The sequence below is a fragment of the Pseudomonas sp. RL_5y_Pfl2_69 genome (assembly GCF_963970465.1).
Lineage (GTDB): Bacteria > Pseudomonadota > Gammaproteobacteria > Pseudomonadales > Pseudomonadaceae > Aquipseudomonas.
Genome location: NZ_CAXAOU010000003.1, coordinates 267,554 through 281,336 on the forward strand (window position 1 = coordinate 267,554; position 13,783 = coordinate 281,336).

The following is a 13,783-nucleotide window of genomic DNA, read 5'->3' on the forward strand; positions in this document are numbered from 1 at the left end:
GCCCCATGCCCACAGAAACATTGACCCTTGAAGATGATCTGACCCGTCTGACTCTGGCACCGCACATAGGCGGCAGCATTCTTGACTGGAGCATCATTGCCAGCGGCCAGCCCTTGTTTCGCGCAAGTGCAGCCGATGCCCTGGACAGCAACTCGGCCAACCAGCTGGCCTGTTATCCACTGGTGCCCTGGTCGAACCGGATCGGGGATGGCGGCTTCGAAGGCGCAGGCCATTGGTTCGCCTTGCAGCCCAACAATCCTCCAGGCCTGCTGCCCATCCACGGCAGTGCATGGCAGCAGGCCTGGAGCGTGACCGAACACAGCCCGCACCATGCCTGCCTGCAACTCGACAGCACCGTCCCCTTTGCCTACCGTGCGCAGCTGCGCTACAGCCTGAGCGACGGCCAACTGCGTATCGAGCTGAGCGTGACCCATCAGGACGAGCACGCGGCCTGGCATGGCCTGGGGCTACACCCGTATCTGCCGCGCACCGCCAACACACGATTGCAGGCAAAGTCTGCTCAGGTCTGGCTGTGCGATGACCAGGGCCTGCCCACGGAGCTTGCGCCCCTGCCGATCGAATGGGACTTCAACCAGAGCAACGCCTTGCCGCACACCCGGCTCGACAATTGTTTCACCGAGTGGGATGGCAACGCAGTGATCAGCCAGCCGGACCTGGGCTATACGCTGGGCTGTCAGGCAACGGGCAGCCCTTACTGCCTGGTGTATTGCCCGCCGGGAGAGGACTTTTTCTGCTTCGAACCCGTCAGCCACCCGGTCAATGCCCATCACCTGCCCGGCCACCCCGGGCTGACGTTATTGCATAAGGGACAATCAACGAACATCAGTGTCAGCTTCAAACTCAACCCATAGATCCAGGTCAATAATCCCGCACTCAGGCTCGATTAATATCGCGCCTTTTTGCGAATGACCTGACTATGCGCCTTGCACCGCCCGAACTCCTCGCCCCTGCCGGCACCCTCAAAAACATGCGTTATGCCTTCGCCTATGGCGCCGACGCGGTGTATGCAGGCCAGCCGCGCTACAGCTTGCGGGTACGCAATAACGAATTCGACCATGCCAATCTGGCCATCGGGATCGCCGAAGCCCAGGCGCAGGGCAAACGCTTTTACGTGGTGGTTAATATTGCCCCCCACAACGCCAAGCTGCGCACCTTCCTCAAGGATCTGGAACCGGTAATCGCCATGGGCCCGGATGCCCTGATCATGTCCGACCCGGGGCTGATCATGCTGGTGCGCAAAAACTTCCCCCATGTCCCGATTCATTTGTCGGTACAAGCCAATACGGTCAACTGGGCCAGTGTCGAGTTCTGGCGCCAGCAAGGCCTGAGCCGGATCATCCTGTCGCGAGAGCTGTCGCTGGAAGAGATTGAAGAGATTCGCCAGCAAGTGCCGGACATGGAACTGGAGATCTTCGTTCACGGCGCATTGTGCATGGCCTACTCGGGGCGCTGCCTGTTGTCGGGCTACATGAACAAGCGCGACGCCAATCAAGGCAGTTGCACCAATGCCTGCCGCTGGAAATACGACGCCAAACCGGCCACGGAAAACGAACTGGGCAATATCGTCAATGTGGTCGAGCCGACCCTGGGCGTGGGTGCGCCCACCGACGAAGTGTTCGTGCTCAACGAGTCCCAACGCCCGGACGAACAGATGACGGCGTTCGAAGACGAGCACGGCACTTACATCATGAACTCCAAGGATCTGCGCGCCGTGCAGCATGTGGCGCGGCTGACCGGGATGGGCGTGCACTCGCTGAAAATCGAGGGCCGAACCAAGTCGCACTTCTACTGTGCGCGGGCGACTCAGGTGTATCGCAAGGCGATTGATGATGCGGTGGCAGGCCGTGAGTTTGACCGCAGCCTGATGACGGACCTGGAGTCACTGGCCCAGCGCGGTTACACCGAGGGGTTTTTGCGGCGCCATGTCCACGATGAATATCAAAACTACCTGCATGGCAGCTCGCTGTCGCACCGCCAGCAGTTTGTCGGGGAGTTGACCGGCGAACGGCGCAACGGCCTGGCCGAGGTCAAGGTCAAAAACCGCTTTGCCCTGGGTGACCATCTGGAGCTGATGACCCCCCACGGCAACTACCACTTTGATCTCGACCGGTTACACAACAGCGCGGGGTTGCCGACCCAGGTTGCACCGGGTGACGGCCACACGGTGTACCTGCCGATCCCCGAGCAGGTGGACTTGAAGTACGGATTGTTGATGCGGGACTTGACGGTAAGTGAAGTGATGGAGCGCTCGGCGTGAGCGCTGTGGGAGCGGGCTTGCTCGCGAGAGCATCGCCCGGTTTTGTCTGACGACCGAGCCGTCAGCATCGCGAGCAAGCCCGCTCCCACAGACTGGGTGATTGCGATTAATCGCGGAACACTTCATCCAGCAGGTTGTGCATCGCCGTAAAGGCACGGCTGGAAGTTTTGGCGTCGTACATCATCTTGCCCGGCACATTGGCGTGGGGATCGGTGAAGGAATGCACCGCGCCGCCGTAGCTGGTCAATTGCCAGTCCACGCTTGCCGCATTCATCTCGGCCTCAAAAACCGGTAGTTGTTCGTTTGGCACCAACGGATCAGAAGCGCCGTGCAACACCAGCACCGCACCCTTGATGCTCTGGGCATCGATCGGATTGGGCGTGTCGAGGTTGCCGTGGAAGGACACCGCCGCTTGAAGCGGTGCACCGCTGCGCGCCAGTTCAAGTGAGCAGCAGCCGCCAAAACAGAAGCCAAAGGTGGCCAGCTTGTTGCTGTCGACCTGGGCCAGGCCCTGATTTTTCAGCATGTCGTACGCTGCCCACATCCGCTTGCGCAACAGGGCACGGTCATTCTTGAGCGGCATCATTGCAGCGCCCGCCTCGTCGGCATTGCCCGGACGGATGGCCTGGCCGTACAAATCCGCGATCAGTACCACGTAGCCTTGCTCTGCAACCGACTTGGCGATCTCTTCGGCACCCGCACTGATGCCCATCCAGTTAGGCGCCATCAGCAAGCCCGGCAGTGGATCTTCTCGGCTCGGGTCAAACGCGAGGCGGCCTTCGTAAGGTTGGCCGTCGATTTGATAGGCCACAGAACTGACCGTAATAGATTTCATTAAAAACTCCTGAGCTCAAAACAAAAAAAACCCGCCGAAGCGGGTTTTTATAGCGCGGTTAGACCGACAACTCTACTAACAATTTGTTAAGCCGACGGACATAAGCCGCAGGGTCTTTCAAACTGTCACCGGCTGCCAGGGCTGCCTGATCGAAGAGGATGTGCGACAGGTCGCCAAAACGCTCTTCGCTCTGCTCTGCATCGAGTTTCTCGATCAGCGGGTGAGCCGGGTTGAACTCGAAGATAGGCTTGGACTCAGGCACTTTCTGACCGCTAGCTTCCAGGATCTGACGCATTTGCATGCCCAAGTCCTGCTCGCCGATGGCCAGAATCGCCGGGGAATCAGTCAGACGGTGGGATACACGCACTTCGCTGACGCTTTCACCCAGGGCTGCCTTGATGCGTTCAACCAGACCTTCTTTGGCCTTGGCCACTTCTTCTGCAGCTTTCTTGTCCTCTTCGGAGTCCAGGTTGCCCAGATCGAGGTCGCCGCGTGCCACGTCAACAAAGCTCTTGCCGTCGAAATCGCTGAGGTAGCTCATCAGCCACTCGTCGATACGGTCGGTCAACAGCAGGACTTCGATGCCTTTCTTGCGGAAGACTTCGAGGTGCGGGCTGTTTTTGACCTGCGCATAGGTTTCGCCGGTCAGGTAGTAGATCTTGTCCTGACCTTCCTTGGCGCGAGCCAGGTAGTCGACCAGAGAAACGTTTTGTTCGCCGTCGTCACCATGGGTCGAAGCGAAACGCAGCAGACCGGCGATTTTTTCCTTGTTGGCGAAATCTTCAGCCGGGCCTTCTTTCATCACCTGGCCGAAGTTTTTCCAGAAGCCCTGGTATTTCTCAGGCTCGTTCTTCGCCAGTTTTTCCAGCATGTCGAGCACACGCTTGGTCAGCGCGGTCTTCATCGAGTCGATGATCGGGTCTTTTTGCAGGATTTCACGCGACACGTTCAGCGACAGGTCGTTGGAGTCGATCACGCCCTTGATGAAGCGCAGGTACAGAGGCAGGAACGACTCGGCCTGGTCCATCACGAAGACACGCTGTACGTACAGCTTCAGGCCTTTAGGCGCTTCACGCTGGTACAGGTCGAATGGAGCACGTGCCGGCACGTAGAGCAGCGAGCTGTATTCCAGCTTGCCTTCAACCTTGTTGTGACTCCAGGCCAGCGGGTTCTCGTAATCGTGGGCAATGTGCTTGTAGAACTCCTGGTATTCCTCGTCCTTGACTTCAGTACGAGGGCGGGTCCACAAGGCACTTGCGCGGTTAACGGTTTCCCATTCCAGTGCAGGTGCTTCTTCGCCTTCGGCAACGGTTTGCTCTTTAGGCAGCTCGATCGGCAAGGCGATATGGTCGGAGTACTTCTTGATGATGTTGCGCAAGCGCCAGCCGTCAGCGAACTCGGATTCGCCGGACTTCAGGTGCAGAACAATCTTGGTGCCGCGATCAGCTTTTTCGACGGTGGCAACTTCAAATTCGCCTTCGCCCCTGGAGGACCAGTGCACGCCTTCGCTGGCAGGAGTCCCGGCGCGGCGGCTGTAGACGTCAACCTTGTCGGCGACGATGAAGGCGGAATAGAAGCCCACACCGAACTGACCGATCAGGTGCGAGTCTTTCTTCTGATCGCCTGTCAGGTTTTTCATGAAATCAGCTGTGCCGGATTTCGCAATCGTACCCAGGTGGGTGATCACGTCATCACGGTTCATACCGATACCGTTGTCTTCGAGGGTGACGGTGTTGGCGTCCTTGTCAAAGCTCACACGGATTTTAAGATCGGCACCGCCCTCCAGCAGCTCAGGCTTGGACAGTGCTTCAAAACGTAATTTGTCGACAGCATCAGAGGCGTTCGAGATCAATTCGCGAAGGAAAATTTCCTTGTTGGAGTACAGCGAATGGATCATGAGGTGCAGCAGTTGCTTGACCTCGGTCTGGAAGCCCAGGGTTTCTTTTTGAGTTTCCACGCTCATTGTTATCAAACTCCGATTGGATGGCATGAGCCACGCCCTAGTGGGTTGGCGGCGGGATGTCATGAAAGTTGGGGGCTCAGGTTCAAATTTCAAGGCCTGATGGCAAGGCATCGGTTTTTTACCAGCCGTTTCGACCCAGGATGCTTTACTTATATATGTCTGAAAGCATGGAACTTAAGCATTGAGCCAATGCTCAAACGCCCCGTAGATCTACTCATAAGGAGAAACACCCCATGCGTAATACTTTTGCTGTTGCCTTGATGCTGGCTGCCACCCTTGGTCTGGCTGCGTGTGACAAGAAGTCCGAAGATAAAGCCCAGGAAGCCACTCAGCACGCTGAGCAAGCTCAAGAAAAAATGTCTGAAGCCCAGGACAAAGTGAACGACGCGGCGAAAGAAAACGCCGAAGCTGCCAAAGCTCAGGCCGAGTCCAACAAAGCCGCCGCTGAAGAAGCCGCTCCTGCTACTCCTGCTGCTCCAGTGGCAACTCCAGAAAGCAAGTAATACGGCTTTTTGTGAGGTAACACAAAGCCCGCCAAGTGCGGGCTTTGTTGTGTCCCGGGCTCAAGATTTCTTGCTTCGATACCCGAACACAGCGCCATAAAAAAAGCCCTGCATCCGTGAGATGCAGGGCTTTTTCAGGTATTCAGGAACGCTTTTGGCGAACCGAATAATTACGCGAGTGCTTCAGCACGCTTGCCCAGCAGACGGTCGCAAATAAATGCGCCCACCAAGGTCACGAGGCATGGCACCAGCCACGCCAAACCCTGGTCGCTGAAGGGCATATTCGCAAGCTGGCTCGGAATCCAGCCAGCCAGGCCTGCACCTTTGAGCGCATCGATCGAACCGAAGATGAACGACACCAGCATCACCGGACCCACGATCCGCGCCTGGGCATGCCACAGGCCTTTGCAGAAACTCAACGCCACCAGCACGATGCACGGCGGGTAAATCGCCGTCAGCAGCGGGATGGAGAAGGCGATCAACTGCGTCAGACCAAGGTTCGACACGGCCAGCGAGAACACCGCAAGGATAATCACCAGAGTCTTGTAAGACAGTGGCAACACCGTGCTGAAGTATTCAGCACAGGCGCACGTCAGGCCAACGGCCGTTACCAGGCAAGCCAGGGCAATCAGTACAGCCAGGAAGCCGCTGCCCAGGGAACCGAACGTATGCTGTACATAGGCGTGCAGTACTGCCGCGCCATTGGTTGCGCCCGCCGCCACTTCATGGCTGCCCGCCCCCAGGCGGAACAGGCTGATGTAGACCAGTGCAAGGCCAACACCGGCGATCAGGCCGGCAATGATTGCGTAGCGGGTAATCAGCTTCGGCGATTCAACCCCACGGGAACGAATGGCGTTCACGATCACAATGCCGAACACCAGCGCGCCCAGGGTATCCATGGTCAGGTAGCCATTGATAAACCCTTGGGAGAAGGGTGCGGCGACGTATTCAGGGGTCGCAACGCCAATATCACCCGCAGGCAAGGCTACGGCGGCAATACCGAGAATCGCTAGCGCGATGATCTTCAACGGTGCAAGGAAGCGCCCTACCGTGTCGAGCAGACGACCCGGATACAGCGAAACGAAGAACACAATCAGGAAGTACACCGAGCTGTACAAGAACAGCGCCAGCGGGCTTTCACCCGTCAACGGCGCCAGACCGACCTCGAAGGATACGGTGGCGGTACGCGGGGTGGCGAACAACGGACCAACAGCCAGGTAGGCCACAGCCGCGAGCAAGCCGCCAGCCACTTTACCGATCGGGCTGCTCAGTGCGTCCATTCCGCCGCCAACCTTGGCGAGCGCAATAACAGTGACCACCGGCAGACCTACCGCGGTGATCAGGAAGCCCAATGCGGCCATCCAGACGTTAGGTCCAGCCTGCAGGCCAACGATTGGCGGGAAAATGATGTTGCCAGCCCCAACGAACAGGGCAAAAGTCATAAACCCAAGTGCCAGGATGTCCTGGCCTTTCAATACTTTCATTACGGAAATACCACACTACTGAATCGGAATTTAGAGGGGAATTTCCCGTGCGGATGTGGGAAATGCTGTCGGTCTGTATAAGTCCGACCCGTCTAGCGCGCGGCTTCCTTTTGGGATGCACACGCAGAAATGCAGAATGGCGGCAAGATTACCGATTTTTTTCCTACAACGCACTGTTAGAGGGCGGACTGTCCGATGAACGAACGCAGTTGTCGCCTGGATGACATCGAAAATTGATTTGATGTGGTTTTGCAGCGTTGGCGCTGCCGCGATGGGGTAGGCACGAAGGCCACCCGAAGGTGCAATGTTGTTCACGTAAGTGATTTTTGCCTCTGTGGGAGCGGGCTTGCTCGCGATGGTCTTCAGAGCGTCGTATTTATTAGGTAAGTGTGGGGCATCGTTAACGACCATCGCGAGCAAGCCCGCTCCCACACTTGAGCAGTGTCGCAGTCAAGCGGGTTTTGTATCTGACAGGCGATGGCCCATCAGTTATTTTTTGTCTCTTAGCTCTGGATTGGCGAACTGCGCATTAAACGAAACAAGTGACGACAGCTTCTCGAACAATGGAACGGGTTCGAACTTTCCACTTTCCCTCCCCCGTTCAATAGCCGCGACAATTTTGCCAGGTGATATATCTGTCGTTCCACGATAATAAACCTCACCCGCCCTGCCACTCACTACAACTTCATCCAGTTCAGGCACAAGGCTTTCGTATCGTTCGGGGTTCGAGGTACTGACATACGCATCATCGTGATAATCCATGGGTGTTCTTCTGGCACCATCCCGTGAGTCATTATGTTCATTGATGTCTTTCAGACCAGACTCATACCGTGAGAATACACCCATCGTACTGGTGGCCTTATCAACTGCCAGGATATTAAGGCATACACGGTAACCATGTTCTTTGGACGCTTTGGCTGCCGCCAGCACTTCATGATTTCTACTATTGATGGATTTCTGGATGACCATGTTGAGCCTGTTTTCGAGCCCATGCTTTTGCAGACCCTCCTCCAGATAGCGGGCTATCTCCTTGCTGCCGGGCACAGTGCCAGGATAACCCGCTCGCGCCGCCTCAGCGTAACCAGGGACAAAACGTTTCAGATCATCGTAATCGACGATCACACAGTTACCTTTAAACTGTGCTGAAAGACTGTTTATCGCCGTTGATTTTCCAGCGCCCATCTGGCCGGTGACAATGTGGGCCGCAGGGTTTTTCTGAGAAGTTGCAGTGGCCGCTAATTCTTTTATAACAGCCTGTAATAATTTGAGTTTATCCTCACTGCCCAATGACTCTATTTTTCTGGGATCTGAAGAAACTTGATTTTGCCGAAGCTCATGAAAACTGGCGGACTTTTGCACGCCGACCATTCCTGGAAAAATACCTTTCATGCTTTAACTTCCATTAGTTGAGAAGTTAAGATTTTCATTCTCCATAAATAACCAGTCAAGAAACTGAAAAACCAATATACATGCGGATATTTCAGCAACACCCTCTCGCATTATGTTTATTCCCGCGCCAGTAAAGAGTACAGGATCAACTATAAAGTTAATTGTTTCGACCTGAAGCCATGTATAGGTGTTTGACAACGAAACTCCAACAGCCAAAACGCACAAAGGCCACCCGAAGGTGGCCTTTGTCTGGTGTAGCTATCAGCTAAGCACGTGGCTTATTTGATTGCCCAGCCAGTCAGCTCGGACAGAGCCTTGCCGATGTCTGCCAGCGAACGCACGGTTTTAACGCCTGCGTCTTCCAGAGCAGCAAACTTCTCGTCTGCAGTGCCCTTGCCGCCAGAGATGATTGCGCCAGCATGGCCCATGCGCTTGCCAGCAGGGGCAGTCACACCAGCGATGTAGGAAACAACTGGCTTGGTCACGTGTGCCTTGATGTAGGCAGCCGCTTCTTCTTCAGCCGAACCGCCGATCTCACCGATCATTACGATCGCTTCGGTCTTCGGGTCTTCCTGGAACAACTTCAGGATGTCGATGAAGTTGGAACCAGGGATCGGGTCACCACCGATGCCTACGCAAGTCGACTGACCGAAACCGGCGTCAGTAGTTTGCTTAACAGCTTCGTAAGTCAGGGTGCCAGAACGCGACACGATGCCTACTTTGCCTGGCAAGTGAATGTGACCTGGCATGATGCCGATCTTGCATTCGCCTGGAGTGATAACGCCTGGGCAGTTAGGGCCGATCAGGGTAACACCCAGTTCGTCGCACTTAACTTTAGCGTCCAGCATGTCCAGGGTAGGAATGCCTTCAGTGATGCAAACGATCAGCTTGATGCCGCCGAAAGCTGCTTCAAGGATGGAGTCCTTGCAGAAAGGAGCCGGTACGTAGATAACGCTGGCGGTTGCGCCAGTGGCAGCTACGGCTTCTTTCACGGTGTTGAAAACAGGCAGGTCCAGGTGAGTGGTGCCGCCTTTGCCCGGAGTAACGCCACCCACCATCTTGGTGCCGTATTCGATGGCTTGCTGGGTGTGGAAGCTGCCCTGCGAACCAGTGATGCCCTGGCAGATAACTTTGGTGTCTTTATTGATCAGGACGCTCATTACTTGCCCTCCGCAGCTTTAACAACTTGTTGAGCAGCGTCGGTCAAGCTGGTAGCAGCGATGATGTTCAAGCCGCTTTCTGCCAGTACTTTAGCGCCCAGTTCAGCGTTGTTGCCTTCAAGGCGAACAACCACCGGGATTTTCACGCCGACTTCTTTCACTGCACCGATGATGCCTTCGGCAATCATGTCGCAACGAACGATGCCGCCGAAGATGTTGACCAGTACTGCAGCGACATTGCTGTCGGACAGGATGATCTTGAACGCTTCGGTAACGCGTTCTTTGGTAGCACCGCCGCCAACGTCGAGGAAGTTGGCTGGCTTGCCGCCATGCAGGTTAACGATGTCCATGGTGCCCATCGCCAGACCAGCGCCGTTTACCATGCAGCCGATGTTGCCTTCCAGTGCTACGTAGTTCAGTTCGAACTTGGCAGCGTGCGCTTCGCGCGGATCGTCTTGCGACGGATCGTGGAAAGTTTTCAGCTTGGCCTGACGGTACATGGCGTTAGCGTCGATGTTGATTTTTGCATCGAGGCAGTGCAGATCGCCGTCAGCCTTGATAACCAGCGGGTTCACTTCCAGCAGGGCCAGATCGTGATCCTTGAACAGTTTGGCCAGACCTACGAAGATCTTGGCGAACTGAGTAACTTGCTTGCCTTCCAGACCCAACTGGAAAGCCAACTCGCGACCCTGGAATGGCTGAGCGCCAACCAGTGGATCGATAGTTGCTTTCAGAATTTTTTCTGGAGTGTCGTGAGCGATCTTCTCGATATCCACGCCACCTTCGGTGGAAGCCATGAATACGATACGACGGCTGGAACGGTCAACGACAGCGCCCAGGTACAGCTCTTTAGCGATATCAGTGCACGATTCAACCAGGATCTTGGTGACCGGCTGACCATTGGCATCAGTCTGGTAAGTCACCAGACGCTTGCCCAACCACTGTTGTGCGAATGCTTTAGCGTCTTCTTTGCTGCGAACCAGCTTAACGCCGCCCGCTTTACCGCGACCACCTGCGTGAACCTGGGCTTTGACAACCCATTCGGTCCCACCGATTTTGTCGCAAGCTTCTGCGGCTGCTTCCGGGGTGTCTACTGCATAACCCTTGGATACTGGCAGGCCGTATTCAGCGAACAGCTGCTTACCCTGATACTCGTGAAGATTCATGCTTTTTACCGTCTTCGTTAGGTACTGCGCATTCGGCGCTGCACTTTTATTAGTGCCGCACCACCTGTGACTGCTGCTTGTGCTGCCTTTACAAGCCCGACACCCGCGTGAGCGGAGCCGGGCCTGAGTCAAACAAGACAAGACTGCGTCCGGCGGAAGTTCCGCGGTGAGGCTTGCTAGCAAGGCTCACGACGGGCAAACCGCCGTGGTTTCTTATTGTCTGGTCTTAACGTTTCTTGCGGTTGGCAATGTGGATGGCGCCGCCATTCACTGCCAGTGCTGCTTCGTGCAAGGCTTCAGACAGGGTTGGATGGGAGAAAACCATCATGCCCAGATCTTCAGCGCTGGTGCCGAATTCCATACCGATCGCGCCTTGCTGAACCAGCTCTGCTGCGCTCGGGCCAATCACGTGGACGCCCAGTACGCGGTCAGTTTTGGCATCAGCGATGACTTTAACAAAGCCACCGGTGTCGTTTGCTGCCATGGCACGGCCACTGGCTGCAAACGGGAAGGTGCCGACGTTAACTTCAACGCCTTCAGCTTTCAAGGCCTGTTCGGTTTTACCGACCCACGCGATCTCCGGGTGAGTGTAAATAACCGATGGAATCAGGTCGTAGTTCATCTCGGTCTTGTGACCTTTGATGCGCTCGACAACCATGATGCCTTCTTCCGATGCCTTGTGTGCCAGCATCATGCCACGTACCACGTCACCAATGGCGAAAACGCCCGGTACGCTGGTCGCGCAATGATCGTCAACAAACACGAAACCGCGCTCGTCGATGGTCACGCCGCTGTCAGCTGCCAGCAGTTCGGTAGTCACCGGACGGCGACCAACGGCTACGATCAGCTTGTCGAAGGTGATGGTCTGTTCGCCGTTGGCGTCGGTGTAGGTCACAACGACTTCTTCGCCGTTAACCTTGGAACCGGTAACGCGAGCGCCCAGCTTGATGTCCAGACCTTGTTTGGTCAGGGTTTTGTAGGCTTCTTTGGATACGGCAGCGTCAGCAGCCATCAGGAACGTGTCCAGAGCTTCCAGAACCGTTACCTGAGCACCCAGACGGGACCATACCGAACCCAGTTCCAGACCGATAACGCCAGCGCCGATAACGCCCAGACGCTTGGGTACGGATTGGAATTCCAGGGCGCCGGTCGAATCAACGATGACGTTGTTATCAACTGGAGCAGGTGGAATGTCGATCGGACGCGAGCCCGAAGCCAGAATCACGTTCTCGGCTTCGATGATTTCGACAGTGCCGTCTGGCTTGGTCAGTTCAACTTTCTTGCCGGCCAGCAGTTTGCCGTGGCCTTGCAGGGAAGTAACGCCGTTAGCCTTGAACAGGGTAGCAACGCCGGAAGTCAGACCTTTAACGATGTTGGCTTTACGGCCAACCATCGCAGCAACGTCCATCTTCACTTCACCGGTGGTGATGCCGTGGATGGCAAATGCATCCTTGGCTTCGTGGTACTTCCAGGAGCTGTCCAGCAGCGCCTTGGATGGAATGCAGCCAACGTTCAGGCAGGTACCGCCCAGCGCCAGTTTGCCTTCCTTGTCGGTGTATTTTTCGATGCAAGCAGTCGAAAGGCCCAGTTGAGCAGCCTTGATGGCAGCAACGTAGCCGCCAGGGCCCGCACCAATCACTACAACGTCAAATTTCTGAGACATGAAAATAGATCCTCTATTAGCTACAAGCTGTCAGCAGCACGCTACAAGCCAAAGCCAGGCTGCTTTTTCTCGCAGCCTGGCACCTGAAGCTTGCAGCCGCTTCTATTAGATATCCAGCAGCAGACGAGCCGGGTCTTCCAGCAGGTTTTTGATTGCTACCAGGAAACTTACAGCTTCTTTGCCATCGATCAAGCGGTGATCGTAAGACAGAGCCAAATACATCATCGGACGGATTACGACCTGACCGTTGATTGCCATTGGACGCTGAAGGATGTTGTGCATGCCCAGGATCGCGGCTTGCGGCGGGTTAACGATCGGGGTCGACATCATCGAACCGAAAGTACCACCGTTAGTGATGGTGAACGTACCACCGGTCATTTCGTCGATGGACAGTTTGCCGTCACGGGCTTTTTTGCCGTAAGCAGCAATGCCGCCTTCGATTTCAGCCAGGCTCATCAGTTCGGCGTTACGCAGAACCGGAACTACCAGACCACGGTCGCTGGATACAGCAACACCGATGTCGGCGAAGCCGTGGTAAACGATGTCGGAACCGTCGATCGAAGCGTTGACCGCCGGGAAGCGTTTCAGCGCTTCGGTAGCGGCCTTGACGAAGAACGACATGAAGCCCAGACGTACACCGTTGTGCGACTTCTCGAACAGGTCCTTGTACTTCGAACGCAGTGCCATGATTTCAGTCATGTCCACTTCGTTGAAAGTGGTCAGCATCGCCATGTTCGATTGAGCTTCAACCAGACGCTTGGCCACGGTGGCACGAACGCGGGTCATTGGAACGCGTTTTTCTACGCGGTCGCCAGCAGCGAAAACCGGAGCAGCAGCGGCAGGTGCGGCAGCCTTGGCAGGCGCAGCAGCAGGCGCGGCCTTTTTGGCAGCAACAGCGGCAACTACGTCTTCCTTGGTCACACGACCGCCTTTGCCAGTACCGGCAACGGAAGCAATGTTGATACCGTTTTCTTCAGCGATTTTGCGAGCAGCAGGCGCAGCCACTGGATCGTCTTCGCCTTCGCCAGCTGGAGCAGCAGCCTGAGCAGCAGGTGCAGCAGCGGCTGGAGCAGCAGCAACGCCGCCTTCAACGATGGAGCCCAGAACTTCGTCGGACAGAACGGTGTCGCCTTCGTTCTTGACGATAGCGCCCAGTACGCCGTCAGCTGTTGCCAGCACTTCCAGCACAACCTTGTCGGTTTCGATGTCAACAATCAGGTCGTCGCGCTTTACAGCGTCGCCCGGTTGTTTGTGCCAGGTGGCAACGGTGCCATCGGCAACCGATTCCGGAAATGTTGGGGCTTTGATCTCGATAGCCATGTTCTTTGGTTCCTTAAATTCG

At 56.0% G+C, this 13,783-nt stretch carries 11 protein-coding genes; 3 read left to right on the forward strand and 8 right to left on the reverse strand.

Annotation, left to right across the window (positions count from 1 at the left end):
• The first annotated feature begins 5 nt into the window (after positions 1–5).
• Together AACY07_RS07340 and trhP are read left to right on the forward strand one after the other, a co-directional pair.
• Complete coding sequence (locus AACY07_RS07340; RefSeq protein ID WP_339474167.1) at positions 6–872, forward strand: aldose 1-epimerase; 867 nt, start codon at positions 6–8, stop codon at positions 870–872.
• A 65-nt stretch (positions 873–937) separates the two neighbouring features.
• Positions 938–2,278 (forward strand): prephenate-dependent tRNA uridine(34) hydroxylase TrhP, encoded by a 1,341-nt coding sequence (gene trhP / locus AACY07_RS07345; protein ID WP_339474169.1) that lies wholly within the window; start codon positions 938–940, stop codon positions 2,276–2,278.
• Between the two features lie 106 nt (positions 2,279–2,384).
• Here the strand turns inward: trhP and AACY07_RS07350 are convergent, their stop codons facing one another.
• Together AACY07_RS07350 and htpG are read right to left on the reverse strand one after the other, a co-directional pair.
• On the reverse strand, positions 2,385–3,113 hold the full coding sequence (locus AACY07_RS07350; protein ID WP_133078144.1) for a dienelactone hydrolase family protein: 729 nt from the start codon (positions 3,111–3,113) through the stop codon (positions 2,385–2,387).
• Positions 3,114–3,171: 58 nt separating this feature from the next.
• Positions 3,172–5,076: a molecular chaperone HtpG gene (htpG, locus tag AACY07_RS07355; RefSeq protein WP_339474171.1), complete on the reverse strand. Its 1,905-nt coding sequence runs from the start codon at positions 5,074–5,076 to the stop codon at positions 3,172–3,174.
• Between the two features lie 233 nt (positions 5,077–5,309).
• Between htpG and AACY07_RS07360 the strand changes: the two genes are divergently transcribed.
• Positions 5,310–5,579, forward strand: a complete 270-nt coding sequence (locus tag AACY07_RS07360; RefSeq protein WP_133078142.1) for a hypothetical protein — start codon at positions 5,310–5,312, stop codon at positions 5,577–5,579.
• Positions 5,580–5,749: 170 nt separating this feature from the next.
• Here AACY07_RS07360 and brnQ read toward each other — a convergent pair whose 3' ends face one another.
• The 6 genes from brnQ to odhB all read right to left on the reverse strand — a co-directional run bounded on the left by brnQ (position 5,750) and on the right by odhB (position 13,761).
• Positions 5,750–7,063: a branched-chain amino acid transport system II carrier protein gene (gene brnQ / locus AACY07_RS07365; protein ID WP_133078141.1), complete on the reverse strand. Its 1,314-nt coding sequence runs from the start codon at positions 7,061–7,063 to the stop codon at positions 5,750–5,752.
• Between the two features lie 489 nt (positions 7,064–7,552).
• Complete coding sequence (locus AACY07_RS07370; RefSeq protein ID WP_339474174.1) at positions 7,553–8,452, reverse strand: zeta toxin family protein; 900 nt, start codon at positions 8,450–8,452, stop codon at positions 7,553–7,555.
• Positions 8,453–8,730: 278 nt separating this feature from the next.
• On the reverse strand, positions 8,731–9,612 hold the full coding sequence (sucD, locus tag AACY07_RS07375) for a succinate--CoA ligase subunit alpha (RefSeq protein WP_019408932.1): 882 nt from the start codon (positions 9,610–9,612) through the stop codon (positions 8,731–8,733).
• Positions 9,612–10,778 (reverse strand): ADP-forming succinate--CoA ligase subunit beta, encoded by a 1,167-nt coding sequence (gene sucC / locus AACY07_RS07380; protein WP_133078140.1) that lies wholly within the window; start codon positions 10,776–10,778, stop codon positions 9,612–9,614. The genes sucD and sucC overlap by 1 nt, the downstream gene beginning before the upstream one ends.
• A gap of 226 nt (positions 10,779–11,004) precedes the next feature.
• Complete coding sequence (lpdA, locus tag AACY07_RS07385) at positions 11,005–12,441, reverse strand: dihydrolipoyl dehydrogenase (protein ID WP_133078139.1); 1,437 nt, start codon at positions 12,439–12,441, stop codon at positions 11,005–11,007.
• 105 nt (positions 12,442–12,546) lie between these two features.
• Positions 12,547–13,761 (reverse strand): 2-oxoglutarate dehydrogenase complex dihydrolipoyllysine-residue succinyltransferase, encoded by a 1,215-nt coding sequence (gene odhB / locus AACY07_RS07390; protein WP_019828557.1) that lies wholly within the window; start codon positions 13,759–13,761, stop codon positions 12,547–12,549.
• Positions 13,762–13,783: the final 22 nt, after the last annotated feature.